The sequence below is a fragment of the Streptomyces sp. NPDC091271 genome (assembly GCF_044757505.1).
In the GTDB taxonomy this organism is placed as follows: Bacteria; Actinomycetota; Actinomycetes; order Streptomycetales; family Streptomycetaceae; genus Streptomyces.
The window spans coordinates 490,436-516,291 of sequence record NZ_JBIVVD010000006.1; the positions used below are offsets into that span (position 1 = coordinate 490,436).

Below are 25,856 nucleotides of genomic sequence, written 5' to 3' on the forward strand. Positions count from 1 at the left end.
GCGGGTGGTCGCCGGCCGTATGCGAGGGGCCCGTCCCGCCGAGGCGTTTCCCCGGGGGTGACGCAGAACCATCAGAGGCTCCGCCGAGGGGTGGTCAGGCGTGCGGCCGAGGCGATCGCGGCGCGGGCCTCCTGTTCGGTGAGGCCGGTGCCGATCGCCGCGTCGGTGAGGGCGTCCGCGAGGTCGTCGCCGAAGCCGTGTTCGTACGCGCGGCAGGCCGCCCAGAACAGCCGGGTGTTGCGCTGGCCCTCGTGCGCGGCGCGTACGAACTGGACCAGGCCCTGCCCCTGGCGGGCGGGTGAGGTCCGGCCGGTCGTGTGGTGGGGGCGCGGCGGGGGTGTGAGCAGGCGCAGGAGGGCGCGGGGGCAGGGGGCGGGGGCGAGGTGGGCCGTGCCGGGGGCGAGCCGGTATCTGCCGTGGGTCGTGACCGAGCCCGGGCCGACCAGGTAACCGCCCGCTCCGCGTACGTCGATGCCGGGAGCGAGGCGGCCGGCGGAGTTGGGTACGGAGACGCCGGACGGGCCCGTCAGCCAGAGGTGCCGGCCGCCGCTGGGCGTGAGCACCGTGACGGTGGCCGGGAGGGTGAACAGGTGCTGGAGGGCCAGCTGCTGGAGCGCGGCGACGGAGTGGTTTCCGTGGGTGGTGTCGATGTCGAGGTCGATGCCGATGAGCCGGTGCGGCGCCCGCCCGCAGGCGATGCCGTAGCCGGTGGCCCTGGGCGCCGCGGCGAAGAGGGCGCGGACGGTGGCCGGGTCGGTGGTGGCGTCGTGCACTCCGTGTCCGGGCAGCCCGCAGGCGCCCCGGCAGTGCACGGGAGGGTCCTCGTCGCGGTGCGGTGAGCGCAGTGCGGGGAGCTTGGTGGCGGACAGCGGGAAGACGGGTAGCCCACGCTCGGCGGCGGAGAGCGCGTGGGCCAGGGCCAGGGTGGCGGTCTGCCGGTCGGTGGTGGCCATGAAGCCATTTTCGTACAACCGTTCGAAGAAGGGAAGAGGGGGCGGTGCGCTCCGGGCGGAACGCTCGCCCTGGTGCGGGAGGTTTACCGGGCGTTCGTCATACGTGCGGGGGAATCGTGGGCCGGGGGCGGTTCGCCGGGGGCGCGGTGGGCAGTTCTGCTCCGCGACGTCGTGAACAGCATCGGAGTGGTCGGCCGGCCGCTTCGGAACAGCCGCGTTTTCGGTTCCTGGAGGAAATTGACATGGCACGTATCCGCACTGCTCGCGCCCTCGCCGCCGTCGCCGCCGTGCCTATGGCCGTCGCCCTGTTCGGAGGGGTCGCCGCAGCGGACAACGGTGCGTTCGCGAGCGACGGATCGAACGCGGGGGTGGCGACCATCGGGTCGGGCGGTGTCGGTGGCGACAACTCCGGCAACTCGTCCACCTCGCAGCAGCAGGCCGTAGGCACCGGTGCCTCCAACCACAACAACACGGTCCAGGTGAGTGGGTCGCCCTTCACGTACATCGACCAGTCCACGTACAACTTCTATGTGATCTTCCCGCCGCTCTGGGCGAACTGAGCCCGGGCGGCCCGTGCGGCGGCGACGCCGCACGGGCCGCCTGCGCCGCAGGGGCCCGCCCCGGGGGGTGAGGACCCTGACGCGGGTGAAGCCGCCCTCCACCTTCAGGAGGTGGAGCCCGCCCGGCCCCTACAACCTGAGGCGGACGTGGCTTCGGGACCTGGGGCCGATCCCCTCGACCGCGTCCGCTCCTAGCGTGGAGTCATGACCACGCCAGTCTGCACCGGGGCCTCCAGGGCGGTCGCCGCCTCCGCCGGACACCGCCGCTATCCGTCGTTCTCGTCGTACGTGCGGGCCAGGGGCCCCGTGCTGCTGCGCACCGCACGCTCCCTCACCGCGAACCCGAGCGATGCCGAGGACCTGCTGCAGACCGCCCTCACCAAGACGTACGTCGCCTGGGAGCGGATCGAGGACCACCGGGCCCTCGACGGATACGTCCGCCGCGCCCTGGTGAACACCCGGACCTCGCAGTGGCGCAAGCGCAAGGTCGACGAGTTCGCCTGCGAGGAGCTGCCCGAGAAGGAGGCCGCGCCCGCGCCGGACCCCGCCGAGCAGCAGTCGCTGCACGACGCGATGTGGCGTGCCGTGCTCAAGCTGCCGGACCGTCAGCGCGCCATGGTCGTGCTGAGGTACTACGAGGACCTCAGCGAGGTCCAGACGGCCGAGGTGCTCGGCGTGTCCGTCGGTACGGTCAAGAGTGCCGTGTCGCGGGCGCTCGGGAAGCTCCGTGAGGATCCGGAGCTCAGCCCGGTCCGCTGACCGAGGGGCCCACGCCGGTGACCGGGCCCTTCGCGAGGCCCTCGCGCGCCCGTCTCTGCGGGCCGACACCGATTCGTACTCCCGGAAGTAGTGACATACCGCGTGGTATGTGAGCAGAATCAGCGCACCCTTACCGCCGCGTAGCGCCCACCGGGAGGACGCCGTGCTGAGCACCATGCAGGACGTACCGCTGACTGTGACCCGCATCCTGACCCATGGGATGACCATCCACGGGAAGTCGCAGGTGACGACCTGGACCGGTGACCCGGAGCCGCACCGGCGGAGTTTCGCCGAGATCGGCAGGCGTGCCGCGCAACTGGCGCACGCCCTCCGCGACGAGCTGGGCGTCGACGGCGACCAGCGCGTCGCGACGCTGATGTGGAACAACGCCGAGCATGTCGAGGCGTATCTGGCGATCCCCTCGATGGGCGCCGTGCTGCACACACTCAACCTGCGGCTCCCCGCAGAGCAGCTGATCTGGGTCGTCGAGCACGCCGACGACAAGGTCGTCCTCGTCAACGGCTCGCTGCTGCCGCTGCTCGCACCGCTGCTCCCCCACCTGCCCTCCATCGAGCACGTGGTGGTGTCCGGGCCCGGCGACCGCTCCGCGCTCGACGGCGCCACGCCCCGGGTGCACGAGTACGAGGAGCTGATCGCCGGCCGTCCGACCTCCTACGACTGGCCGGAGCTCGACGAGCGCCAGGCCGCCGCCATGTGCTACACCTCCGGCACCACGGGGGACCCCAAGGGCGTCGTCTACTCCCACCGCTCCATCTATCTGCATTCCATGCAGATCAACATGGCCGAGTCGATGGGACTGACCGACAAGGACACGACGCTCGTCGTCGTGCCGCAGTTCCACGTGAACGCCTGGGGGCTGCCGCACGCGACGTTCATGACCGGCGTCAACATGCTCATGCCCGACCGCTTCCTGCAGCCGGCTCCGCTCGCCGAGATGATCGAGCAGGAGCGTCCGTCGCACGCGGCGGCCGTCCCCACCATCTGGCAGGGGCTGCTGGCCGAGGTCACCGCCAAGCCGCGCGACCTCTCCTCCATGGCCCGCGTCACCATCGGCGGCGCCGCGTGTCCGCCTTCCCTGATGGAGGCGTACGACAAGCTCGGCGTCCGCCTCTGCCACGCCTGGGGCATGACGGAGACCTCGCCGCTCGGGACCATGTCCAACCCGCCCGCCGGCCTGACCGACGAGCAGGAGTGGCCGTACCGCATCACCCAGGGCCGGTTCCCGGCCGGAGTCGAGGCGCGGCTGACCGGTCCCGGCGGGGAACACCTGCCGTGGGACGGGGAGTCCGCGGGTGAGCTGGAGGTCCGCGGTCCCTGGATCGCCGCCGCGTACTACGGCGGCACGGACGGCGGGGAACTGCGCCCCGAGGACAAGTTCAGCGAGGACGGCTGGCTGAAGACCGGAGACGTCGGCGTGATCAGCGACGAGGGCTACCTCACGCTGACCGACCGGGCCAAGGACGTCATCAAGTCGGGCGGGGAGTGGATCTCCAGCGTCGACCTGGAGAACGCGATCATGGCGCACCCGGATGTGGCCGAGGCCGCGGTCGTCGCCGTCCCCGACGAGAAGTGGGGCGAGCGTCCCCTCGCGACCGTCGTCCTCAAGGAGGGTGCCACCGTCGACTACGCGGAGCTCAGGACCTTCCTCGCCCAGTCCGTCGCCAAGTGGCAGCTGCCCGAGCGCTGGACGATCGTCCCGGCGGTGCCGAAGACGAGCGTGGGCAAGTTCGACAAGAAGGTGATCCGAAGGCAGTACGCGGCCGGCGAGCTGGACATCACGCAGCTCTGATCCGGGCCGACCGCCCGGAACACGGCGTACGACGAGGGCGGTACGGATCTTCCCGTACCGCCCTCGTCGTAACCGTGCTCGTCGTACGCGCCCGATGACCTCCGGGCGTCAGTTCGTCCCTATCTTCGCCAGCAGATCCACGATCCTGGACTGCACCTCGTCGCTGGTGGAGCGCTCGGCGAGGAACAGCACCGTCTCACCGGAGGCGAGCCGCGGCAGGTCCGCCTCCTCCATACCGGCCGAGGTGTAGACGACCAGCGGGGTGTGGTTCAGCGAGCCGTTCGCGCGGAGCCAGTCGATGATCCCGGCGCGCCGGCGGCGTACCTGCATCAGGTCCATCACCACCAGATTCGGCCGCATCCGGGTGGCGATGTCGACCGCCTCGCTGTCGCCCGACGCCCGGGCGACCTGCATGCCGCGCCGCTCCAGCGTCTCCGTCAGCGCCAGCGCGATCTCCTCGTGCTCCTCGATCACCAGGACCCTCGGCGGGTGCTGGTCGCTGTCGCGCGGGGCGAGCGCCTTGAGGAGGACGGCCGGGTCGGCACCGTACGCCGCTTCCCTGGTCGCCTGTCCCAGACCGGCCGTCACCAGCACCGGGACCTCCGCCGCGACAGCCGCCTGACGCAGCGACTGCAGCGCCGTACGGGTGATCGGGCCGGTCAGCGGGTCGACGAACAGCGCCGCGGGGAACGCCGCGATCTGGGCGTCCACCTCCTCGCGGGAGTGCACGATCACCGGGCGGTAGCCGCGGTCGCTGAGGGCCTGCTGGGTGGAGACGTCCGGGGCGGGCCAGACGAGCAGCCGCCGCGGGTTGTCCAGCGGCTCCGGGGGCAGTTCGTCGTCGACGGGCTGCGGTTGCGGGCGGTTCGCCACCTCGACGGCGCCACCGGGGCCGTCCAGCGGCTCCGGCCCCTCCGCACCCGCGTCGGGGGCCCCTATCGCGTACGAGCGCCCCTCGGACGCCGGGGTGGACAGCAGCCGGCCGGAGCCGGAGCCCTGCACGGTGCTGCCCTGTGCGCCGGCGGGCGGTGGCGGCACGGGGGCAGGGGCGGGCTGAGGCGGTACGGGAGCCACGGCGGGCAGGGCAGGCCGCTCCGCCTCCGGCGGGGCGGCGAGCTTACGGCGCCGCCCCGCCCCGCCGAGCGTCTGGTTCTGCTGGTGCGCGAGGTGCTGCGCGAAGGGCACGCCCTGCCCCAGCGTCCGCACGCTGAAGGCGCGGCCCTGGGTCGAGTCCGAGGATCCCGGCATGGGCGCCTCGGCGGGCAGCGGCTGGCGCCGCGCGTCCGGTACGGGGGCGTGCGCATCACCGTCGGCCGGATGCGGCTCCGGCTCGGGCGCGGGTTCCGGCGCGGGGACGGCCGGGGCGGCGACGGTGCCCGTGGTGTGGGTGGTGCTGCCGGAGCCCGCCCAGGACTCGTCCCCGTGCGGGTTCACGTCGTCCTCGTGCGCCGATGCGACCGGGCCCTGCACGGAGGCGCCGCTCTGCTCCCAGTCGGGCTGCGGAGGAACGGCGGGCAGCGGCTGCCCGGGAACGGGATGGCCCGGCCGGGCCTGCGTCTCCGGCGCCTCGGACGGCCGTGCCCTCCGGCGGCCGGACGGGACGGGGTGCGGCTGCGGCGGGGTGTGGTCCGCGTCCGGGGTGTTCTGTACGGCGTCGTGGCGCTCGGGCAGCGGGCCCTCCCCGGCCGGGAGCGGCTGAGCACCGGCAGGGACCGGCTGAGCACCGGCCGGGACCGGCTGCGGGGCGGGCGAGGCCGGGGCGGCGGAAGGCGGTGCCACGACCGGCGAGCCCGGAGCCACCGGCGGGATCCGGTCCGCCGCGGCGGGCGGCAGGGCGAACGCGGTACGCGGCCCCGAGGGTTCGGCCGCGGCGGCGCGTTCCTGCGCCGCGGCGAGAGCCCGGCGGGCCCGTCGCCCTCCGGGCTGCTGCGCCGGCTGTTCCGGCCGCGAGCGGTCCTGCTGTGCGGGGGCCTCGGGTGAGGCGAGCGCGGGCAGCGCCGCCCGGCCGCCGCCCTGGCGCCCGGCGGCGTTCTGCGGCACTCCCTGGGGCGGCACCGTCTGCCCCCGCTGCGGGCGGCCGCCACCGCCCTGCGCCCCCTCGGCCGCCGTGACCACGGACCCCTCCGAGGGGGCGGAGGCCGCTGCGGGCAGCGCCAGCGCCTGCCGGGGCTCCCCAACCGTCTCCGCGGGGCTGGGACGGCCGCGCCTGCGACCGGAGCCCTCGTTCAGCCGATGCGGGGTCAGGTCCTGTTCCCGCTGCTGCTCCTGCGGGGCCGGGGACTCACGGCGGGCCCTGCGCCGGCCGGTCGGCTCCGCGGCCGCGGTGTCTCCGGACTCCGCACCGGCCGGACCCGCGTCCACGGGGCTGTCCAGGAACGCGTCCGTCGACGCCCTGCGCGCCCGGCGCCGACCGCCCTGCGGGGCGGGCTCCGGGGCGGGCTCCGGGCCCGGTTCCGGTACGGCGGCCGGCTCGGGCACCGGGAGCGGCTCGGGCACGACGGTCCCGGCGCCCGTGCCGAGCGGCACCTCGAGGACGTACGCGCTGCCGCTCATCCCGGCCATCTCGTGCGTCTGGAGCACACCGCCGTGCGCGCGCACGATCCCGCGCACGATCGGCACGTGCACCGGGTCGCCCCCGGCGAACGGCCCGCGCACCTCGATCCGTACGACCTCACCGCGCTGCGCCGCGGCCACGACGACGGTCGAGTCGACGTAGCCGCCGCCCGGCACCGGCCGGGCCTTGCCGGTCGAGTCGACACCGGCCACGTCGGCGACGAGATGGGCGAGCGCCGTGACCAGCCGGCCCGCGTCGACCTCGGCCTCGATCGGCGGGGCGTGCACCGCGAACTGGGCGCGTCCGGGACCGATCAGCTCGACGGCGCCGTCGATGCCCGCGGTCACCACGGCGTCGAGCAGCACGGTCTGCTTGACGAGCTCCTCGGCACCGGTGTCCAGGCGCTGGTAGCTCAGCACGTTGTCGACGAGCGTCGTCATGCGCGCGTAGCCCGCGGCGAGGTGGTGCAGGATCTGGTTGGCCTCGGGCCAGAGCTGGCCGGCCGGGTCGGCGGCGAGGGCCGAGAGCTCGCCGCGCAGCTCCTCCAGCGGACCCCGCAGGGACTCGCCCAGCACGGCGGTCAGCTGCGTGTGCCGCGCCTCGAGCCCGGTGAGACGCTCCGCCTGCTCCTCCAGCTCGGAGGCGTACCGCTCGGTCCGGTCGGCGGACTCCGCCGTGTGCCGTTCGGTGAGCTCGGCGATCTCGGCCCGGTGGCTCTCGGTGAGCCGGGCGATCTCGGCCGCGTGGCGGTCGGTCAGGCCGGTGACCTCGTCGGTGTGCTGCTGAGACAGTTCCTCGTAGGGCCTGCGGTCGGTGAACGTCATCACGGCGCCGACCAGCTGGTCCCCGTCGCGCACGGGGGCGGTCGTCAGATCCACCGGGACCTGGCCGCCGCTCTTGGACCAGAGCACCTGCCCGCGTACGCGGTGCTTGCGACCGGACCGCAGGGTGTCGGCGAGCGGCGACTCCTCGTACGGGAACGGGCCGCCCTCCGCGCGCGAGTGCAGGATCAGCGGGTGGAGCTCCTTGCCGCCGAGGTCGCTGGCCCGGAAGCCGAGGATCTGGGCTGCGGCGGGGTTGACCAGGACGACCCGGCCGTCCGTGTCCGTGCCGACGACGCCCTCGGAGGCGGCCCGCAGGATCATCTCGGTCTGGCGCTGCGAACGGGCCAGCTCGGCCTCGGTGTCGACGGTGCCGGAGAGGTCCCGCACGACGAGCATGAGGAGCTCGTCGCCGGTGTAGCTGGAGTGGATGTCGTTGTAGCCGGCCTGGCCGCTGTCCAGGGAGGCGCTGGTGACCTCGACCGGATATTCGGTGCCGTCGGTCCGGCGCGCGATCATCCGCGTCGGCTTGGTCCTGCCCTGCTCGTCCGCAGCGTCCGGCCTGCGCATCGACCCCGGGATCAGCCTGGAGTCGAACTCCGGAAGCAGATCGAGCAGTCCGCGGCCCACGAGCGCGGTGCCCGGGGTCTCGAACATTTCGAGGGCGATGGTGTTGGCGTTGACGACCGTGCCGTTGCAGTTGACGAGCAGGAGCCCGTCCGGGAGGGCGTCGAGTATGGCTGCGAGGCGAGCAGCGCCTCGGGATGGCCTGCTGCTCACGAGACGCTTCCTCCCTGAATACCGCACCTTGCCGACAGCGGGCCCCATCCTGCCCCTCGGGCCTCAGGCTGTCACTGGAGGAGTCTAAAGGCAGGGAGCGCGTGGCGGGCGGCGGATGAGGGGGAGCTCTCACCAAGGTTCTGTGCACACGGTGTACGCCGGTGGCCCAGGGTGTGACGACGAGCGCCCCCTCTGACGTGCGCCTATGCGTTCCGGGGTGCGCCTGGAGGCTGCCCGGAACGCCCCCGGAACGGGGCCTGCAAGGCTTCCGGGGCGGCCTGCGCGCGCCCCGGTGTGCGCCGTCAGGCCCGGCCGAAGTCCCCGGCGCACGCCCCGCCGAACCGGCTACCTCGCGGAGGGGAGCACCGGCACGAGGTTGTTCCAGCGCGAGATCTCGCAGCCGTTGGCCCGGGTGAAGCGCGCGTCGACGTCCTCGCCCTGCCAGGTTCCCTGCACTCGGGCGGCGGCCGGCCCGCCGGCCTGCTGGGTGCACATGGCGTTGCGGTCCGTGGCCACGAAGGGGTTGTCCCCCGACTCGGCGGCCTCGTCCAGCAGGTCGCAGGCGCGCTGCGCCTCCGGGTGGCTGCCGCCCGCCGGGCCGCACTCCAGCTCGAAGACTCCGTCGGCAGCCGGGTTGCCGGACTCCGAGACGGTCACGGTGAGCCGGGTCCCCGTGTCCTGCGCCGTCGGCCAGTCTCCCTGGAGTACGGGGAGCGGAGGGAGCGGTACAAGGGGGGACACCGCTGTGGCGGCGGGCGCGGCGGCGGACAGCACGGCGAGGGACGCGACGGCGGTGAGGGTGAGACGGCGCAGCATGCGGGGCTCCTGTTGTTCTGGCGCGCCCAGGAGCGCGCCTGCCTGCTCCGGTACGCGCGCCGGGTGGAGGCGCGCGCCGGGCACACGGGGGTGACGGACGGAGGGCGGAGCCCTCGTCCTCTCTAACGCTCCTTACGCCCGCACGTTGCGCAACTCATGGGGGGCCGACCGGAACAGCCGCACCCGCTCGAACACCCGACCGGTCGCACGGCGGAGACTCCCGGGTCGGGCGCGCGGCTGGAACGCCGGTCCGGAACTCCCGCCGCAGGGCGCTTTGCCTCGCCGCCCACCTGCCTAGTACCGTGGGCGGCGATTGGTGACAGCGCGCTCGACTGTGTCATCATCTGCACGCACCACTCGCGCTCGCGCGGGGTGTGCTGGAGGCGTCGCCTAGTCCGGTCTATGGCGCCGCACTGCTAATGCGGTTTGGGTCTTAAAGCCCATCGAGGGTTCAAATCCCTCCGCCTCCGCAGGAACCCGAAGCCCCACGCCCCAGGCGTGGGGCTTCGGTCGTACCCGGGCCGTGGAAACCTGCTTCAGAAGATCGTTTCCGCAGCTCAGAGGCGGTATGGCTAATGGATTTCGCGTCACGGCGCAGGTCATGTAATGTTGTTCTCGCAACGCCGACGGGGCAGAAAAAAAGCCCGGGAAGCGGGACCGAGGCTCAGGCCGAGGACAAGCACTCGTAGCTTAACGGATAGAGCATCTGACTACGGATCAGAAGGTTGCAGGTTCGAATCCTGCCGAGTGCACAGCAGGCCAGAGGCCCCCAGGAGAAATCCCGGGGGCCTCTCGCGTTGCCCGTACGCAGCCGGCTCCACCTTCTCAGTGCAGTTGCTCGGCCAGTCCGACGATGATGCCCTCCGGGCCGCGGAGGTAGCAGAGCAGATAGCTGTCCTCGAACCGGGCGATCTCGCCGACGAGTTCGGCGCCGTGGGGGCGCAGGCGGGCCACGGTGTCCTCCAGGTCGTCGACGGCGAACATGACGCGGTGCGTGCCCAGGATGTTGTGCGGCTTGTCGCGCGGCTCGGTGCTGATCGCCGCGGGGCTGCGGTACTTCGACAGCTCGAGCCTGCTGTTGCCGTCCGGGGTCCGGACCATCGCGATGTCACAGTGCACGCCGTCGAGTCCGGTGCATTGATCTGCGACCGGGCCCTCGACCTCCGCCCTGCCCTCCAGCTCCATACCGAGCTCCACGAAGAACGCGATGGCGGCATCCATGTCCTCGACGACGATGCCGACGTTGTCCATCCGCTGAATCGCCATGCTGGCCTCTCCCTGCTTCCTCGTGCGGCCGGTGGTGGCCGCTCATGTCCCTGGGACGGGGCGGGGGGGCACGTTCTCGACATCCCCGGACCGCCCAGTGGCGAAGTACAGCAACCACGGCACCACTCTCTGACATCGGCGCGCCCGGAACCCGCTCAGGAGTCCCAGGCGCGGGCCGGTTCAGCGCCTCCCGTTCCGGGCGGAGGCGGGAGAACCGCAGGACGCCTTGTGAACGGTGACCGCGCCGCCCGCCCCCGATGCGCCGTGGATCACTACGCGCTCTCCCTCTCCGGCGGCGATCGGCTTGCCGCAGCGGTCGCAGCTCAGTGCCGTGTCTGTTTCCTTCGGGCAGGACGGACAGCTGCGAGGAAACCAGCGGACCACCGATCCGTGCGCCTCGAGCAGTTGCGGGCCCAGGTCGCGCACCGCCCCGGTGCGCAGGGTCGTGCCGCAGAACACGCAGTGCACGCCCCGCTGCTGCTGTGCGGACAGCTCCGCGATCGGCGGCAGCGCGACGAGCCGCCTGTCGGGCGGGGAGTCCGGGGTGGAAGGATGGCGCATGGTCGGTCTCCTGGTGAACTCAGGGTTCTGACTGGCCCCGGCCATATGGAGGTACGAACTCCGGGCCGGGGCCTTTCTGTTGCTGGGTGGCGACGCCACTTGACGGCCAATTTATGGGAGCCCCATAATGCAAGTCAAGCGGCACGCCCGATTCGAAGGAACGGGATGGCCGAGACAGAAGGCGAAAGGCTGGCCGAGAGGGAGGAGGTGCAACGTGTCTTCGATGGCCTGGACGCCATCGAGTCGATGGAGGACTCGCTAGAGAAGGCGCAGATCATCAGCCGCCTGCTCAGAGATCAGACCGAGCGCACCAAGCGGTTGAAGGAGCACCGCCGGAGGATCGTGCTGCACCTGCGGTCGCAGAAGGTGACGTACCGAGAGATCGCCGAAAGCCTGGGGGTCTCGATCGGAACCGTGCAGGACATCGAGCGGGGCTACTCCGGGTCCGGGAAGAACCGCCCCAAGAAGAGCACCGAGGCTCCGGCTGAGTAGTGAACGGCCGGGCGGTGTGGAGACCACCGCCCGGCCGTGTGACCAGCGGGTCATCACCCCGCCGATCCGGAATCCACCCATGTGAAGAGAAGGATTCGCGTTTCGATCGTAGGACAGCCAGTGCCCGCGTGGTGACCACTCCCATGCCCGCGAGCCGCCCCTGACGGCCCCGCTCCCGTAATCCCTGCGGCCCCGCCGGCCGCCCCTCACCTCACGGACTGTGATGCGCCACCCCACCGGCGCGGCTTCGTGCTGCGCTTCTCCGTCATGCCCGGATCCGGAATGGGTCCCCGTCCCCCGCCTCCTCCAAGAGCTCGATGCGACGGCCTCCCGGCGCGCCCGGCCGGGTGCGTGGCTGCGGGCGGTGGTGTGGCTCGTGGAGGCCGGGCTGCACCGACGTGCCGGGGCGACGACGCTGGCCGTCGCGCGCGATCTGGCCGGGCGGATGGACTACCTGCTGGGCTTCGTGCTGTACGACCTGGAAGGCACCGCTGACCGATGCGGGGTGTCGGTGGCGACGGTGAAGCGGCACGTCCGGGTGTTGCGGGAGCTGGGCGCACTGGTGTGGCAGCGGCACGGGACCAAGCGGAACCTGCACCTGTCCGGTCGCCGGTACGCGGGCATGGCGACGATCTACGCCGCGACGATCCCGGCCGTGTACGACTCGGCGATGGGCCATCGTCTGGAGGGTGGCGGATACGGGGCGCGGGTGTGCGGCGTGACGGATGCGGGCCGGGACCGCGCGGTGGGAGCCGCACAGGAGAGGCCTCGGCCTGTGGATAACTCGCCTGCGGGAAAGCGCAGTTCAGGCGGGTGTGAGCCCCATTCTTCCGGGCCCCACCACGACGTACGCACAGCTGATGTGAGTGGGAAGTCGAACTACACCTCGCGCGGGCGCGCGATGTCCGGCCATGGGCGGCGGCGGTCTCCGCTCCAGGTGGCCCGTGACATCGCCGTCGCCCGACGGGTGCGTCCGCTCGTCGACTGGACCCAGCACGAGGGGCTGCGCCGCCTCGCTTTCGCGCTGCGCCCGCTCATCGACCGGGGCCTTGATGCCCGGGACATCGCGGCTGAGCTCTGCGGCTCGGCCGTCGGGTGGCGGCCGGTCCGCCCGGCGGCCTGGATCACCGTGGCCCTGGCACGTGACCGGGAGGTGCCGAGGGGGCACGGGGGCGCAGAGCCGCCGGAGGTGTTCCGGCGTGCCGTGGCCGATGTGCGGGAGTCGTCGGCCGAGTCGGTGGAGTCGGCCGGCGGCGTGGGGTCGGTGAGTGGCGACGGACCGGCGGACGGTGTTGACGGGCTGACGCGTGGGGAGGTCGTCCAGTTACGGTCGGCCGCCGCGACGGACCCGGGTCTGGTGCTCGCGGCCCTGGAGAACCTCGGCGAGAGGGACACCCGCCGTCTGTACACGAACCGGCTCGTGGACGAGGTGCTGTTGTACGAGTTCACCGGGGTGCGCGCAGTGGCAGCAGGCCGGGTGCCCTGAGGAAAATCCTGAGGGCACCCTGCCCCTTCGTCCCGACGGCGGCTCCGAGCGGGTCAGGCCGATTCCGTGACGGGCGCCGCTGCCCTGGCCCCGGTCCGCACCACGGGGCGGCGCCGGGTCGGCAGTCCGAGGGTCGGGTTGGCGACGCCCCAGGCCGCGCCCTTGCAGACCAGCTCCTTGTAGAACGCGGCGAGCCGGCCGGTGAGGGCCGCCCGGACCGCCCGGTCGTCGGCGGTGACGTACTGGATCAGGCCTTCCCTGCGGCCCAGGGAGATGCACTGGTTGAAGTAGCGGGGGGTCGTGTTCGGGAGCTTCCCGCCGGTGAGGCGTGCGGCGATCGTGTCGGCGGCCTGCCACGCCGTGGGGACGCCCGAGGCGCACGACATCCGCAGTGGGTTGTCGCCGGGGCCCTTCACCAGGGCCGCGTCCCCGATGGCGTACACGTCCGGGTGCGAGACCGAGCGCATGGCTCCGTCGACCACGATCTGGCCCGTGTCGGAGACCTTCAGGGCGGAGGCCTGCGCGATCGGGTGGACCGCGAAGCCGGCGGTCCACACGGTGACCGCGGCCGGGACGGACGTGCCGTCGGCGGTGGTGACGCGGTCGGCCTCGACGCCGGTGACGGCGGTGTGCTCGTGCACCGTGATGCCGAGCTTGTCGAAGACCTTCCGCAGGTGCTGCCGGCCCTTGGGTGAGAGCGTGTCGCCGAGCCCGCCCCTGGCGGCGAGCGCGACGTCGAGGTCCGGGCGGGCCTCGGCGATCTCGGTCGCGGCCTCCAGGCCGGTGAGGCCGCCTCCGATGACGACCACGGACTGTCCGGCGTCGAGGCCGGCCAGGCGCTCACGCAGCCGGAGCGCCCCGGGGCGGCCGGCGATCTCGTGGGCGTGCTCGGCCGTGCCGGGGACGCCTTGGGTGTTCCAGCCGCTGCCGAGGGCGTACACGAGGCTGTCGTACTCCAGCTCCTCGGCGCCGTTCGCGTCGACGACGGCCACGGTCCCCCGGTCGACGTCGACACCGGTGACCTTCGCGAGCTTCAGCTCGACGCCGGTGCCCGCGAACATCTCGCTGAAGGGCCGGGGCCTGAGCTCCTGGCCGACCGCCAGCTGGTGCATCCGGACGCGCTCGACGAAGTCGGGCTCGGCGGTGACGAGGGTGATGGCGACGTCCTCGCGGCGCAGTCGCCTGGCGAGGCGGCCGGCGGCGACGGCTCCGGTGTATCCGGCTCCGAGAACGATGATGCGCTGCTTCATTTCCCTGCTCCTGTCTCGCGCGGGTCTGCCCCTTGAACCGGGCAGCCCGCCGTTTCCTGACAGGACCACGGTGTGAAGCAGGTCACACCGGGATCAGTAGAGGTTGAGCAGGGGTTCTCCGTGGTCGGAGGCCGCCCACCGCTGGGTCGCGCGTTCGAGCTTGTCGGGGTTGGCCTGGGCACGGATCGCCGCGATGCCCTCGGAGGTGATCTCCAGGCACATGACGCCGATGACCCGGCCGTCCACGACCGCGACGAGGGCGGGGCCGTTGTTGGCGGTCGTGACGTAGACCCCGGGTGAGCCACCCGTGATGGCGCGCTTGGCCTTGCCGGGCTTGAACAGGCCCCGCAGGAACTTCGCGACCGCGACAGCGCCCTCGAACGGCTTGGTGCGGGCCGGCACCTTTCCGCCGCCGTCACCGATCGAGACGGCGTCCGCGGTGAGCAGCCGTACGAGCGGCTCGGTACGGCCACTGGTGGCGGCCTCGATGAACTCCTCGACGATCCGCCGGGCGGCGGCCTCGTCGACCTCGGTGCGGGCCTTGCCCTCCGCGACGTGCTTCCTGGCGCGGTGGAGGATCTGCTGTGCGGCGGACTCGGTGATGTCGAGGATCTCCGCGATCTTCCGGTGCGGGTAGCCGAAGGCCTCCCGCAGCACGTACACCACCCGCTCGTTGGGGGAGAGACGCTCCATGAGGGCGAGGACGGCGTACGAGACGGATTCGCGCTGCTCGGCGGTGTCGGCGGGGCCGAGCATCGGGTCCCCCGGGAGCAGAGGCTCCGGCAGCCACTGGCCCACGTAGGTCTCGCGCCGGGCGCGGGCCGAGGTGAGCTGGTTGAGGCACAGGTTGGTGAGGACCTTCGTCAGCCAGGCCTCGGGGACCTCGATGCGGTCCGTGTCGGCGGCCTGCCAGCGCAGGAACGTGTCCTGCACGGCGTCCTCGGCGTCGCTCGCGGAGCCGAGGAGGCGGTAGGCGATGGCTTCGAGGCGGGGCATGAAGGCCTCGAACCGGTCCACGTCGTCCACGGTCAGAGCCATGGCTCGGATCCTAGCGCCGCAACCGCTCTGGGCGGGCGTAAGGACCGATGCCGGTCGGGCAGCAGCCGTATGCGTCGAGGGGCGTCCCTGCCGAGGGGGCGCACGAGCGGCTGCCGGACGTGCCGGCGCGGCCTCCGTCGGAAGCTCTGTCCGTTAGGGTCTCCCGGTCGACGCCGGCCGTCCTGAGGAGACCGACATGGCCCCACGCATCGAGGGCGCGCCTCTTCTGTCCGGTCCTCTTGCGTCCGGTCTGCCGGACCTGGTGGCCCACCACCTCGCGGCCTCGCCGGGCGATGGCGCCGGCCTCGCCCGGGCGTTTGGGTCCGCCGAGGCCTTCCGCGCGTCCGTCCACACCCTGGGTGCGGGTGGAGAGGGCGTGGCATGAGCGGCTGGCGGTGCACCGGCCTGCGCTGGCCCCACGGCGAGCCCGTGCTCGGGTGGGCGCGGAGTGACGGGTCCGGGCGGGGGCGGGAGAGCGTCCTGGCGTACGGGAAGGAGCTCGCGTTCCGGGCCGAGGGGGAGCGGCACTGCGTGGGGGCGCGCGGCAACCCGTGTCCGGTCGGGGCCGTGGTGCCCGTACGGAGCACGGGGGCGCGGTGCGCGGAGTGCGCACGGCTGGACCGGGCGCACTCGGTGGCCGCCGACACGATCGCCGACGACCCGCGCACGTACCGCGTCTATCTGGCCTGGTTCGGGCCGGGCATGGTCAAGGTCGGGATCACGGGGGAGTCGCGGGACGCCGCGCGGCTGCGGGAGCAGGGGGCCGTGGTGTTCAGCTGGCTGGGGCGCGGGCCGCTGATGGCCGCCCGGCGTACGGAGGAGCTGCTGCGCTCGGCGCTCGGGGTGCCCGACCGGATCCCGTACGCGCGCAAGCGTGCGGTGCGGGGCGAGCTGCCTGCGGCGGCGGAACGGGCCGCCGAGATCGAGGAGTTGTACGGGCGGGCCGCCGCCCTGGAGGGCGCCGGCTGGCCGGAGGCGCTGGAGCGGCTGCCGTTCGTGGCCGTGGACCACGCCGGGGCGTTCGGGCTCGACGGCGCGGGGGCGGCGGCGCGCGTGGTGACCGGGCTGGTGGACGACGGGGTGGTGGCCGGCAGGCTGGTGGCCGCGGCCGGACCCGATCTGCACCTGGAGACGGTGGACGAGGGGATCGTCGTGCTGGACACGCGGCTCGTCACCGGCTGGGACCTGGTGGGCGCAGACGCGCGGGCGGGTACCGGCGTGCCGACCGTGGCCCTGGGGGGCGGTGGCGTGCAGGACGGGCTGTTCTGAGATCGTCGCCGGAGATCGTTCCCGGTGACGTGTCGAGGCAGGTGGGGCGGATGAGCGACGACGACCGTGACCGTGAGGATGTCGTGCGGTTCTGGCAGCGGCTCGGGCTGCCCGGGATCATCGACGTCCACACGCACTTCATGCCGGAGCGGGTGCTCAGCAAGGTGTGGGCCTACTTCGACTCGGCGGGCCCGCTGACCGGGCTGGAGTGGCCGATCACCTACCGGCGGGACGAGGACGAACGCCTCGCGCTGCTGCGCTCGTTCGGAGTGCTCCGGTTCACCTCGATGCTCTACCCGCACAAGGCCGGCATGGCGTCCTGGCTGAACGGCTGGGCGGCGGACTTCGCCGCGCGGGTGCCGGACTGCCTGCACACCGCCACGTTCTTCCCGGAGGAGGGCGCGGGGGTCTACGTGCGCGAGGCGGTCGAGGCGGGGGCACGCGTCTTCAAGTCGCACCTCCAGGTCGGGGCCTACGATCCGAACGATCCGCTGCTGGAGCCCGTGTGGGGGCTGCTGGCCGAGGCCGGGATCCCGGTGGTGACGCACTGCGGCTCCGGGCCGGCGCCCGGCGCGTACACGGGCCCCGGGCCGATCGGCCGTCTGCTGTCCCGCCACCCCCGGCTGAAGCTGGTGGTGGCGCACATGGGGATGCCCGAGTACGCGGAGTTCATGGCGCTGGCGGCGGCGTACCCCGGGGTGCGGCTCGACACGACCATGGCGTTCACGGACTTCACCGAGGACTTCACGCCGTTCCCGCCTTCGGAGCGCGGGCGTCTCGCCGATCTGGGGGACCGGATCCTGCTCGGCACGGACTTCCCGAACATCCCGTACCCGTACGCGCACCAGCTGCACGCCCTGGAGCGGCTGGGGCTGGGCGACGCCTGGCTGCGGGCGGTCTGCCACGGGAACGCGAGCGAGCTGTTCCGGTAGGGCCGGGCGGCGGCCGGCGCGTTTCTCAGGGAAATCACAGGTAGGCGAAAGGTCTCTCTCACGGCCGTCTCACAGGCTTGAGCCATGACGACGACCTCGCCCCAGGGGCGTACAGAACTGCTCAGGCCCGACCGCAATCCCATCCGCGTGCTGGTCGTGGACGACGAGGCCCCGCTCGCCGAGCTGCTCTCCATGGCCCTGCGTTACGAGGGGTGGGAGGTGCGCAGCGCCGGGGACGGTGCGGGTGCCGTCCGCACGGCGCGCGACTTCCGCCCCGACGCGGTGATCCTCGATGTGATGCTCCCCGACATGGACGGGCTGGCGGTGCTCGGCCGGCTGCGGCGCGAACTCTCCGATGTGCCCGTGCTGTTCCTGACCGCGCGGGACTCGGTGGAGGACCGGATCGCGGGCCTCACGGCGGGAGGCGACGACTACGTCACCAAGCCGTTCAGCCTGGAGGAGGTCGTGGCACGGCTGCGTGGGCTGATCCGCCGCTCCGGTACGGCCTCGGCCCGCAGTGATTCGACGCTCGTCGTGGGTGACCTGGTGCTGGACGAGGACAGCCACGAGGTGAGCCGGGGCGACGACTCGATCCATCTCACGGCGACCGAGTTCGAGCTGCTGCGCTTCCTGATGCGCAATCCGCGCCGGGTGCTGAGCAAGGCACAGATCCTCGACCGGGTCTGGAACTACGACTTCGGCGGCCAGGCCAACGTCGTCGAGCTGTACATCTCGTACCTGCGCAAGAAGATCGACGCGGGGCGCACGTCGATGATCCATACCCGGCGCGGGGCTGGATACCTCATCAAGCCGGGTGACTGACTCCGTGAGCGGGAAGAGCACGCGCCGCCCCTGGACGCTCCGCACCCGTCTCGTCGTGTACGCGGTGACGCTCATCGCGGTGGTCGCCGCCGTGATCGGTTCGGTCACCGCGATCGCCTTCCAGAGCTACATGGCCGGGAAGCTGGACGGCCAGCTGCGCGACATCGCCCGAGTGGCCCAGCAGCCTCCGCCGGGCAGCGGCAAGATCGACCGGGGCGGCCCCACGAGCGACGAGGAGCCGCTGGCCTTCATCGGCAGGGGTACGCCCGACACGTTCGGTGCCGTGGTCTCCGGCGGTTCCGTCACCGCCTCGAAGGTGATCAAGGGTCCGGACGCCCGGGAGAGCGCCGAGGAGCTGACCGACGCGCAGGAGGACGCCCTCGAAGCCGCCGACGTGGCCCCGGACGGCCGAGCCCATGACGTCGAGCTTCCCGGGCTGGGAGGCTACCGCGTGCAGGTCGTCCCGTCGGGCGCCGGCGCGTCCGTCGTGGTCGGCATCCCCACGGCCGAGGTGGACAAGGCCGTCAACACCTTGATCGTCGTCGAGGTCTGTGTCACCTGTGCCGGGCTCATCGCCGCCGGTATCGCTGGTGCCGCGATGGTCGGTGTCGCCCTGCGCCCGCTGCGCAGGGTGGCCGCCACGGCGACCCGGGTCTCCGAACTCCCGCTGCACAGCGGCGAGGTCGCCCTCCTCGAACGGGTACCGGACACCGAGGCCGATCCGCGCACCGAGGTGGGTCAGGTCGGCGCGGCCCTCAACAGGACGCTGGGGCACGTCGGTTCGGCCCTGGAGGCCCGGCAGAAGAGCGAGACGCGGGTACGTCAGTTCGTCGCGGACGCCAGTCACGAGCTGCGGACACCGCTCGCCTCGATCCGCGGGTACGCCGAACTGACGCGCCGCGGGAGGGAGAGCACCGGGCCCGACACCCGGCACGCCCTGGGGCGGATCGAGTCCGAGGCGGAACGGATGACGGGCATGGTCGAGGACCTGCTGCTCCTGGCACGTCTCGACGCCGGACGGCCGCTCTCGTACGAGAGCACCGATCTCTCGCCGCTCGTCATCGACGCGGTGAGCGACGCCCGCGTCGCGGACCGGGCCCCCGGCGGCTCCTCCGGAGCCACCCACCACTGGCGGCTCGACCTGCCCGAGGTGCCCACGACGGTCTCGGCCGACCCGACGAGGATCCAGCAGGTGCTGGTCAATCTGCTCGCGAACGCGCGCACGCACACACCGCCGGGGACCACGGTCACGGTCCGCCTGCGGCAGGCGCGCAGGGAGCTGCCCTGGGTGACCTTGGAGGTCCAGGACAACGGGCCCGGCATCCCACCCGAGTTGCAGCCGCGTGTCTTCGAACGGTTCGCGCGGGGTGACGCCTCGCGCTCCCGGCACGCCGGGTCGACGGGTCTCGGCCTCGCCATCGTGCAGGCCGTCGTCGCCGCGCACGGCGGGCTGGCCGAGGTGCGGTCGGTGCCGGGCGACACGGTGTTCGCGGTCCATCTGCCGGCCGACGCGGTGTACGGGGGAGGCGCGGACGGCTCCGCCCATGACTCTGCGCCCCGGCCGGACGGGTCCGGCGGCGAGGCTGTGACCTGGGAAAACAGCACGGTCGGCGCCCCCGTGGCGCACTCACAGACGGACCACAGGCTCAGCACACGGATGTGACAGCGCGGTTGGCGAGTGTCTGTGTCATGCGAACCGACACTCCGTGGAGCACCCTGCCGGCCCGGGAACACCTCCTGGCCGCGGCGGTCGGCGCTCCCGTACTCGACGTGGTGATCCCCGTGTACAACGAGGAGAAGGACCTCGAAACGTGCGTGCTGCGCCTCCACGACCATCTGGCGCGGACGTTCCCCTACGGATTCCGGATCACCGTGGCGGACAACGCGAGCACCGACCGTACGCCCGAGGTGGCGGCCCGGCTCGCGGCCCTCATCCCCGAGGTGCGGTCGTGCCGGCTGGAGGAGAAGGGCCGGGGCCGGGCGCTGCGGACCGTCTGGTCCCACTCGGACTCCCCTGTCCTCGCCTACATGGACGTCGACCTCTCGACCGACCTCAACGCCCTGCTCCCGCTGGTCGCCCCGCTGATCTCCGGCCACTCCGACCTGGCCATCGGCTCGCGCCTCGCCCGCAGTTCGCGGGTGGTGCGGGGATCGAAGCGTGAGTTCATCTCGCGGGCCTACAACCTCATCCTGCGCTCCTCGCTGGCCGCCAGGTTCAGCGACGCCCAGTGCGGCTTCAAGGCCATACGGCGCGAGGTCGCGCAGCGGCTGCTGCCGATGGTCGAGGACACCGGATGGTTCTTCGACACCGAGATGCTGGTCCTCGCCGAGCGGGCCGGGCTGCGCATCCACGAGGTGCCGGTCGACTGGGTCGACGACCCGGACTCCACCGTGCACATCGTGAGGACCGCGACCGACGACCTCAAGGGGGTCTGGCGGGTGGGCCGGGCCCTGGCCACCGGGGCTCTTCCGCTGGACCGCCTGGCGCGGCCCTTCGGGGACGACCCGCGCGACCGGGCCGTGCCGGGGGTCCCGCGCGGACTCGCCAGGCAACTGGTCGGGTTCTGCGTCGTGGGCGCGCTGTCCACCCTGGTCTACCTCGTCCTGTACTCCCTCTTCCGGCTGGGAGTCGGCCCGCAGTTCGCCAACGCGGCCGCCCTTCTGGTGTCCGCCGTCGCCAACACGGCGGCGAACCGGAGACTCACCTTCGGCGTACGCGGCCGGGGCGGTGCCGTGCGCCACCAGGCGCAGGGACTCGTCGTCTTCGCGATCGGGCTCGCCCTCACCAGCGGTTCCCTCGCCGCCCTGGGGACGGCGTCCGGATCGGCGTCGCACGGCACGGAACTCGCCGTGCTGATCGCGGCCAACCTCGCGGCAACGGTGCTGCGGTTTCTGCTCTTCCGTGCCTGGGTCTTCCCCGACCGGCGCACCGACCACCAGGACGCCCGCCAGGGTGCCGCACACGAACTGAGGAACGCCCGATGACCGCCGCCACCCACTCCGACCGCCTCCAGGTCCCGCCCGACACCCCAGGGGCGCCCACGCACGCCGCGGGCAGGCGGGAGCCGCTGTCACGGCGCATCCTCCGGGGCAGGCCCGAGGACCCGCGCTGGGCGAGGCCCGCCTTCCTCGGAGTGCTGCTGGTCGTCGCGCTCGCGTACCTGTGGAATCTGAGTGCGTCCGGCTACGCCAACTCCTTCTACTCCGCGGCCGTGCAGGCCGGCAGCCAGAGCTGGAAGGCCTTCTTCTTCGGCTCGCTGGACTCGGCGAACGCGATCACCGTCGACAAGCCCCCGGCCACGCTCTGGCCGATGGCCCTCTCGGTCCGGATCTTCGGCCTGAGCTCCTGGGCGATCCTCGCGCCCCAGGTGCTGATGGCCGTCGCCACGGCCGGTGTCCTCTACGGGGCCGTGCGCCGCCGCTTCAGCGCCGCCGCCGGGCTGATCACCATGGTCGTCTTCGCGCTGACGCCGGTCGCCGCGCTGATGTTCCGCTTCAACAACCCGGACGCGCTGCTCGCGCTCCTGATGACCGTCACCGTCTACTGCGTGCTGCGCGCGATGGAGGGCGGCCGGACGAAGTGGCTGGTCTGGGCGGGCGTCGCGGTGGGTCTCGCGTTCCTGTCGAAGACGCTGCAGGCCTTCCTGATCCTGCCGCCGCTCGCCGTGCTGTACGCGGTGTTCGCGCCGGTGTCCGTCCGGAAGCGGTTCGGGCAGCTCGGCCTGGCGGCGCTGGCGACGATCGTGTCCGGCGGTTGGTGGGTGGCGATCGTCGAGCTGTGGCCCGCCTCCTCACGCCCGTACATCGGCGGCTCGCAGAACAACTCCTTCCTCGAACTCACCTTCGGCTACAACGGACTCGGCCGTATCAACGGCGAGGAAACCGGCAGCGTCGGCGGTGGCGGCGGCGGTGGCGGCCAGGGCGGCGGCTGGGGCGAGACCGGCATCGGCCGCATGTTCAACTCCGAGATCGGCGGCCAGATCTCCTGGCTGCTGCCCGCCGCGCTGATCCTGCTGGCCGCGGGTGTCTGGCTGACCTGGCGGGCGAAGCGGACCGACACGGCCCGTGCGGCCTTCCTCGCCTGGGGCGGCTCGCTGCTGATGACGGCCTTCGTCTTCAGCTTCATGGCCGGCATCTTCCACCAGTACTACACGGTGGCCCTGGCGCCCTACATCGCTGCGCTGACCGGCATGGGCGCCACGGTCCTCTGGGAGGAACGGAGCAAGTGGTGGGCGGGCTCCGCGCTCGGCGTGACCGTCGCGGCGACGGCCGTCTGGGCGTACGTCCTGCTGGGGCGTACCCCGGACTACTTTCCGTGGCTGCGCTGGGCCGTCCTGATCGGTGGTCTCGTGGGCGCCGTTGGGCTGCTGTTCGCCGCGCGGCTCGGCCGGACGCTCGTGCTGGGCGTGGCGGGTCTGGGTCTGGCGGCGTCGCTGGCCGGGCCGACGGCGTACACCATCAGCACGCTCGGCACCGGGCACCAGGGCTCGATCGTCACGGCGGGTCCGGCGGGCGCGAGCATGGGCGGTCCCGGTGGCGGCCGGGGCGGCGGTCCCGGTGGTGGCGAGGGCGGCGGCATGCAACCCCCCGGCCAGGGCACACAGCCGGGGGGCCAGGCGCAGGGCAACGCGCAGGGCGGACAGGCTCCCGGCAACGTGCCGGCAGGCGGCATGCCCGGGGGCTCCACTCCCGGCCAGGGCCAGGGCAAGCAGGGCCAGGCTCCCGGCGGTCAGCAGGGCGGGATGCCCGGCGGCGGCATGGGTGAAGGCGGCGGAGGCATGGGCGGTCTGCTCAACGGCGCCACCGTCGACTCCGAGGCCAAGACGCTCCTGAAGCAGAACGCCGACGCCTACACCTGGACCGCCGCGGCCATCGGGTCGCAGAACGCCGCGAGCTACCAGCTCGCCACCGGTGACCCGGTGATGGCGATCGGCGGCTTCAACGGCAGCGACCCGTCCCCGACGCTCGCCCAGTTCAAGCAGTACGTGGAGGACGGCAGAATCCACTACCTGATCTCGGGTGGCACGGGTGGCGGCGGAATGGGCGGCGGCGAAGGTGCCTCCTCCCAGATCTCGACGTGGGTGGAGGAGAACTTCGAGGAGGTCACCGCGGGGAGCGCGACCTTCTACGACCTCACCCAGCCGAAGAGCTGAGACCCCGGTAACAGGGCGGTGGGCCCGGAGCACAGGCTCCGGGGCCACCGCCCTGTGGCGTGACCGGTGCGGATCCGGAGGCTGTACATCTAAGTGTTGTACGCCGTAGAGGGAATGCCATACGGTGTACAGGAGCACCTCCCATACACCGTACAAGTGCACCGGAACCAGGAGCCCGCATGACGGCGACCGCCGCCGAGCAGAACGACCTCACCCCCCGGAGCGGCCACGCGCGGCGCTGGGTGATCCTCGGGGTCATCTGCCTCGCCCAGCTCACCGTGCTGCTCGACAACACCGTCCTGAACGTCGCGATCCCCTCGCTCACCGCGGATCTGCACGCCTCCACCGCCGACGTGCAGTGGATGATCAACGCCTACGCGCTCGTCCAGTCGGGGCTCGTCCTCACCGCGGGCAGCGCCGCCGACCGCTACGGCCGCAAGAAGATGCTGGTCGCCGGGCTCGCGCTCTTCGGCGTCGGCTCGCTGGCCGCAGGGCTCGCGCAGTCCTCCGGACAGCTGATCGCCGCCCGCGCCGGGATGGGCGTCGGAGGCGCGCTGCTGATGACGACCACCCTCGCCGTCGTGGTGCAGATCTTCGACGACACCGAGCGCGTCAAGGCGATCGGCATCTGGTCCACCGTCAGCTCGCTGGGCTTCGCCGCCGGTCCGCTGATCGGCGGGGCGATGCTCGACCACTTCTGGTGGGGCGCGATCTTCCTGATCAACATCCCCGTGGCGGTCATCGGCCTCGTCGCGGCCGTCCGGCTCGTCCCCGAGTCGAGGAACCCCCACGGTGACCGCCCGGACCTGGTCGGGGCGGTGCTCTCCACCCTCGGCATGGCCTCCGTCGTGTACGCGATCATCTCCGGCCCGGAGCACGGCTGGGGCTCCGGCCCGGTCCTGCTGACCGCCTTCGCCGGGGCCGCCGTCCTCACCGGATTCGTCCTGTGGGAGCTCCATGTCCCGCACCCGATGCTGGACATGCGCTTCTTCCGCAACCAGAGGTTCACCGGCGCGGTCGCGGGCGCGATCCTCGTCGCCTTCGGGATGACGGGTTCACTCTTCCTGCTGACCCAGCACCTGCAGTTCGTCCTCGGCTACGAGCCGCTGGAGGCCGGACTGCGGACGGCTCCGCTCGCCCTCACCGTCGTCGCGCTCAACCTCACCGGCCTCGGCGCCCGGCTCGTGGGGAAGCTGGGCACGCCCGCCGTCATCGCCGCGGGGATGAGTCTGCTGGCCGCCGGGCTCGGGGCGATCGCGCTGCTGGGCGGGCGGGACTACGGCGGCATGCTGCTCGGCCTGCTCGTGATGGGGGCGGGAGTCGCGCTTGCCATGCCCGCGATGGCCAACGCGATCATGAGCGCCATCCCGCCGGAGAAGGCGGGCGTGGGCGCCGGGGTGAACGGCACGCTCGCCGAGTTCGGCAACGGGCTCGGGGTCGCCGTGCTCGGAGCCGTGCTCAACTCCCGCTTCGCCGCGCTCGTACCGGGTGTCGCCGGGGCGGCCTCACTGCCCGCGGCGCTCGCCGCAGCCGACGGGGCAAAGGACCGCGAGCGCATCACGGACGCCTTCGCCTCGGGCCTGGAGACCAGCCAACTGGTCGGAGCGGCGGCGGTCCTGGCCGGTGGTCTGGTGGCCGCGGTCCTGCTGAGGCGGGCGGAGCGTACGGAGGCCGACTGAGAACCCCAGGTGACGGGCATAGCATCGGACGGGGGCGCCGGTACGCAGGAGAGCCACCGCGAGACGAGGAGTGTGCGCCATGGGGTCCGCGGCAGACCGTGTGAAGAACCCTTCCAGGGTCAGTGTGTGGCTGGACCGGCGGACACCGTCGCGCACCCGCAAGGCGGATCAGCCGGCCGGCCTCGACCGGGACAGGATCACGGCGGCGAGCGTCCGGCTGCTGGACGCCGACGGCCTCGCGAAGTTCTCCATGCGGCGCCTCGCCGCCGAGCTCGACGTCACGGCGATGTCCCTCTACTGGTACGTCGACACCAAGGACGACCTGCTGGAACTCGCCCTGGACACCGTCTTCGGCGAGATCCCGGCCACGGCGGAGGACATCGACTGGCGCGACCGCCTGCGTGAACTGGCCACCAGCTACCGGAGGATGTTCGTCCGGCACCCCTGGGTGTCGGCCCTCATCGGCAGCTTCCTGAACATCGGCCCGCACTCGATGCTGTTCTCGTACGCCGTCCAGGACGTCGTCCGGGCCACCGGGCTGCCCCTGGAGCGGCGGACGGGCGCGATGGCGGCCGTCTTCCAGTTCGTCTACGGATTCGGCACCACCGAGGGGCACTTCGTGCAGCGCACGGTGGAGGCGGGACTCACTCAGGACGAGTACTTCGAGCGGGCGATGGGAACGATCCGCGCGGACCCGGAGATCCACCAGGCGATGCGGCCCTCGGAGAACCTCATGGACGCGCGTGGCGGGGCGACGGTGGAGGAGATGCGCGAGCGGGACTTCACGTTCGCGCTGGACCTCCTGATCGCGGGCATCGAGGCGACGTGCGAACGGGCGGCCCGCCACCCGTAGGA

21 protein-coding genes and 2 tRNA genes are annotated in these 25,856 nt (G+C 72.4%); 16 read left to right on the forward strand and 7 right to left on the reverse strand.

Annotated elements, in window-relative coordinates; translation table 11 throughout:
• Positions 1-71 precede the first annotated feature (71 nt).
• The gene (locus tag ACIQM3_RS26320; protein ID WP_401628098.1) at positions 72-953 is read right to left on the reverse strand and encodes a bifunctional DNA primase/polymerase; all 882 of its coding nucleotides are present in this window, start codon (positions 951-953) and stop codon (positions 72-74) included.
• A 242-nt stretch (positions 954-1,195) separates the two neighbouring features.
• Between ACIQM3_RS26320 and ACIQM3_RS26325 the strand changes: the two genes are divergently transcribed.
• The 3 genes from ACIQM3_RS26325 (at position 1,196) to ACIQM3_RS26335 (ending at position 4,082) form a co-directional block, all read left to right on the forward strand.
• A complete protein-coding gene (locus ACIQM3_RS26325) occupies positions 1,196-1,513 on the forward strand; it encodes a hypothetical protein (RefSeq protein ID WP_401628099.1) in 318 nt (105 codons plus the stop codon).
• A 204-nt stretch (positions 1,514-1,717) separates the two neighbouring features.
• Positions 1,718-2,272, forward strand: a complete 555-nt coding sequence (locus ACIQM3_RS26330) for a SigE family RNA polymerase sigma factor (protein WP_401523506.1) — start codon at positions 1,718-1,720, stop codon at positions 2,270-2,272.
• A 163-nt stretch (positions 2,273-2,435) separates the two neighbouring features.
• A complete protein-coding gene (locus tag ACIQM3_RS26335) occupies positions 2,436-4,082 on the forward strand; it encodes a long-chain fatty acid--CoA ligase (RefSeq protein ID WP_401628102.1) in 1,647 nt (548 codons plus the stop codon).
• A gap of 108 nt (positions 4,083-4,190) precedes the next feature.
• Here ACIQM3_RS26335 and ACIQM3_RS26340 read toward each other — a convergent pair whose 3' ends face one another.
• Together ACIQM3_RS26340 and ACIQM3_RS26345 are read right to left on the reverse strand one after the other, a co-directional pair.
• Complete coding sequence (locus ACIQM3_RS26340) at positions 4,191-8,237, reverse strand: PAS domain-containing protein (RefSeq protein ID WP_401628104.1); 4,047 nt, start codon at positions 8,235-8,237, stop codon at positions 4,191-4,193.
• A gap of 345 nt (positions 8,238-8,582) precedes the next feature.
• Positions 8,583-9,053, reverse strand: a complete 471-nt coding sequence (locus ACIQM3_RS26345; protein WP_401628106.1) for an SSI family serine proteinase inhibitor — start codon at positions 9,051-9,053, stop codon at positions 8,583-8,585.
• A gap of 379 nt (positions 9,054-9,432) precedes the next feature.
• Here ACIQM3_RS26345 and ACIQM3_RS26350 point away from each other — a divergent pair.
• Together ACIQM3_RS26350 and ACIQM3_RS26355 are read left to right on the forward strand one after the other, a co-directional pair.
• Positions 9,433-9,523, forward strand: a tRNA-Ser gene (locus tag ACIQM3_RS26350).
• Positions 9,524-9,732: 209 nt separating this feature from the next.
• Positions 9,733-9,805 (forward strand) — tRNA-Arg (locus tag ACIQM3_RS26355).
• Positions 9,806-9,878: 73 nt separating this feature from the next.
• Here the strand turns inward: ACIQM3_RS26355 and ACIQM3_RS26360 are convergent.
• Positions 9,879-10,319, reverse strand: coding sequence for a VOC family protein (locus ACIQM3_RS26360; RefSeq protein WP_401628108.1), 441 nt, complete (start codon positions 10,317-10,319; stop codon positions 9,879-9,881).
• Positions 10,320-10,499: 180 nt separating this feature from the next.
• Entirely contained in the window at positions 10,500-10,880 is a 381-nt protein-coding gene (locus ACIQM3_RS26365) for a hypothetical protein (RefSeq protein ID WP_401628110.1), read from the reverse strand.
• A 165-nt stretch (positions 10,881-11,045) separates the two neighbouring features.
• On the opposite strand from ACIQM3_RS26365, the gene ACIQM3_RS26370 reads away from it, so the two are divergent.
• Entirely contained in the window at positions 11,046-11,372 is a 327-nt protein-coding gene (locus ACIQM3_RS26370) for a helix-turn-helix domain-containing protein (protein WP_401628111.1), read from the forward strand.
• A 364-nt stretch (positions 11,373-11,736) separates the two neighbouring features.
• Positions 11,737-12,858 carry a cell wall protein gene (locus tag ACIQM3_RS26375; RefSeq protein WP_401628112.1) on the forward strand — a complete coding sequence of 374 codons (1,122 nt, stop codon included), beginning with the start codon at positions 11,737-11,739 and terminating at the stop codon, positions 12,856-12,858.
• 53 nt (positions 12,859-12,911) lie between these two features.
• Here the strand turns inward: ACIQM3_RS26375 and ACIQM3_RS26380 are convergent, their stop codons facing one another.
• Positions 12,912-14,108: an NAD(P)/FAD-dependent oxidoreductase gene (locus ACIQM3_RS26380; protein ID WP_401628114.1), complete on the reverse strand. Its 1,197-nt coding sequence runs from the start codon at positions 14,106-14,108 to the stop codon at positions 12,912-12,914.
• A 93-nt stretch (positions 14,109-14,201) separates the two neighbouring features.
• On the reverse strand, positions 14,202-15,146 hold the full coding sequence (locus ACIQM3_RS26385) for an RNA polymerase sigma-70 factor (RefSeq protein WP_401628116.1): 945 nt from the start codon (positions 15,144-15,146) through the stop codon (positions 14,202-14,204).
• A gap of 196 nt (positions 15,147-15,342) precedes the next feature.
• Here ACIQM3_RS26385 and ACIQM3_RS26390 point away from each other — a divergent pair, with 196 nt between their 5' ends.
• The 9 genes from ACIQM3_RS26390 to ACIQM3_RS26430 all read left to right on the forward strand — a co-directional run bounded on the left by ACIQM3_RS26390 (position 15,343) and on the right by ACIQM3_RS26430 (position 25,854).
• The gene (locus ACIQM3_RS26390) at positions 15,343-15,531 is read left to right on the forward strand and encodes a hypothetical protein (protein WP_401628117.1); all 189 of its coding nucleotides are present in this window, start codon (positions 15,343-15,345) and stop codon (positions 15,529-15,531) included.
• Complete coding sequence (locus ACIQM3_RS26395) at positions 15,528-16,415, forward strand: DUF2797 domain-containing protein (RefSeq protein WP_401628119.1); 888 nt, start codon at positions 15,528-15,530, stop codon at positions 16,413-16,415. Before ACIQM3_RS26390 ends, ACIQM3_RS26395 begins: the two co-directional genes overlap by 4 nt.
• Before the next feature lie 50 nt (positions 16,416-16,465).
• Entirely contained in the window at positions 16,466-17,347 is an 882-nt protein-coding gene (locus ACIQM3_RS26400; RefSeq protein ID WP_401628121.1) for an amidohydrolase family protein, read from the forward strand.
• Positions 17,348-17,431: 84 nt separating this feature from the next.
• Complete coding sequence (locus ACIQM3_RS26405; RefSeq protein ID WP_401628123.1) at positions 17,432-18,169, forward strand: response regulator transcription factor; 738 nt, start codon at positions 17,432-17,434, stop codon at positions 18,167-18,169.
• 4 nt (positions 18,170-18,173) lie between these two features.
• Positions 18,174-19,832, forward strand: coding sequence for a sensor histidine kinase (locus tag ACIQM3_RS26410; protein WP_401628125.1), 1,659 nt, complete (start codon positions 18,174-18,176; stop codon positions 19,830-19,832).
• Between the two features lie 26 nt (positions 19,833-19,858).
• A complete protein-coding gene (locus ACIQM3_RS26415; RefSeq protein WP_401628127.1) occupies positions 19,859-21,154 on the forward strand; it encodes a glycosyltransferase in 1,296 nt (431 codons plus the stop codon).
• Positions 21,151-23,322 (forward strand): ArnT family glycosyltransferase, encoded by a 2,172-nt coding sequence (locus ACIQM3_RS26420; protein ID WP_401628129.1) that lies wholly within the window; start codon positions 21,151-21,153, stop codon positions 23,320-23,322. Before ACIQM3_RS26415 ends, ACIQM3_RS26420 begins: the two co-directional genes overlap by 4 nt.
• 179 nt (positions 23,323-23,501) lie before the next feature.
• Positions 23,502-25,001: a DHA2 family efflux MFS transporter permease subunit gene (locus ACIQM3_RS26425; RefSeq protein ID WP_401628131.1), complete on the forward strand. Its 1,500-nt coding sequence runs from the start codon at positions 23,502-23,504 to the stop codon at positions 24,999-25,001.
• Positions 25,002-25,080: 79 nt separating this feature from the next.
• Entirely contained in the window at positions 25,081-25,854 is a 774-nt protein-coding gene (locus tag ACIQM3_RS26430) for a TetR/AcrR family transcriptional regulator (protein WP_401628133.1), read from the forward strand.
• Positions 25,855-25,856: the final 2 nt, after the last annotated feature.

Coding starts and splice junctions, on each gene's coding strand:
- ACIQM3_RS26320 (WP_401628098.1), bottom strand. CDS start 953: ATGGCCACCACCGACCGGCAGACCGCCACCCTGGCCCTGGCCCACGCG.
- ACIQM3_RS26325 (WP_401628099.1), top strand. CDS start 1,196: ATGGCACGTATCCGCACTGCTCGCGCCCTCGCCGCCGTCGCCGCCGTG.
- ACIQM3_RS26330 (WP_401523506.1), top strand. CDS start 1,718: ATGACCACGCCAGTCTGCACCGGGGCCTCCAGGGCGGTCGCCGCCTCC.
- ACIQM3_RS26345 (WP_401628106.1), bottom strand. CDS start 9,053: ATGCTGCGCCGTCTCACCCTCACCGCCGTCGCGTCCCTCGCCGTGCTG.
- ACIQM3_RS26360 (WP_401628108.1), bottom strand. CDS start 10,319: ATGGCGATTCAGCGGATGGACAACGTCGGCATCGTCGTCGAGGACATG.
- ACIQM3_RS26365 (WP_401628110.1), bottom strand. CDS start 10,880: ATGCGCCATCCTTCCACCCCGGACTCCCCGCCCGACAGGCGGCTCGTC.
- ACIQM3_RS26370 (WP_401628111.1), top strand. CDS start 11,046: ATGGCCGAGACAGAAGGCGAAAGGCTGGCCGAGAGGGAGGAGGTGCAA.
- ACIQM3_RS26380 (WP_401628114.1), bottom strand. CDS start 14,108: ATGAAGCAGCGCATCATCGTTCTCGGAGCCGGATACACCGGAGCCGTC.
- ACIQM3_RS26385 (WP_401628116.1), bottom strand. CDS start 15,146: ATGGCTCTGACCGTGGACGACGTGGACCGGTTCGAGGCCTTCATGCCC.
- ACIQM3_RS26390 (WP_401628117.1), top strand. CDS start 15,343: ATGGCCCCACGCATCGAGGGCGCGCCTCTTCTGTCCGGTCCTCTTGCG.
- ACIQM3_RS26395 (WP_401628119.1), top strand. CDS start 15,528: ATGAGCGGCTGGCGGTGCACCGGCCTGCGCTGGCCCCACGGCGAGCCC.
- ACIQM3_RS26400 (WP_401628121.1), top strand. CDS start 16,466: ATGAGCGACGACGACCGTGACCGTGAGGATGTCGTGCGGTTCTGGCAG.
- ACIQM3_RS26405 (WP_401628123.1), top strand. CDS start 17,432: ATGACGACGACCTCGCCCCAGGGGCGTACAGAACTGCTCAGGCCCGAC.
- ACIQM3_RS26415 (WP_401628127.1), top strand. CDS start 19,859: ATGCGAACCGACACTCCGTGGAGCACCCTGCCGGCCCGGGAACACCTC.
- ACIQM3_RS26420 (WP_401628129.1), top strand. CDS start 21,151: ATGACCGCCGCCACCCACTCCGACCGCCTCCAGGTCCCGCCCGACACC.
- ACIQM3_RS26425 (WP_401628131.1), top strand. CDS start 23,502: ATGACGGCGACCGCCGCCGAGCAGAACGACCTCACCCCCCGGAGCGGC.
- ACIQM3_RS26430 (WP_401628133.1), top strand. CDS start 25,081: ATGGGGTCCGCGGCAGACCGTGTGAAGAACCCTTCCAGGGTCAGTGTG.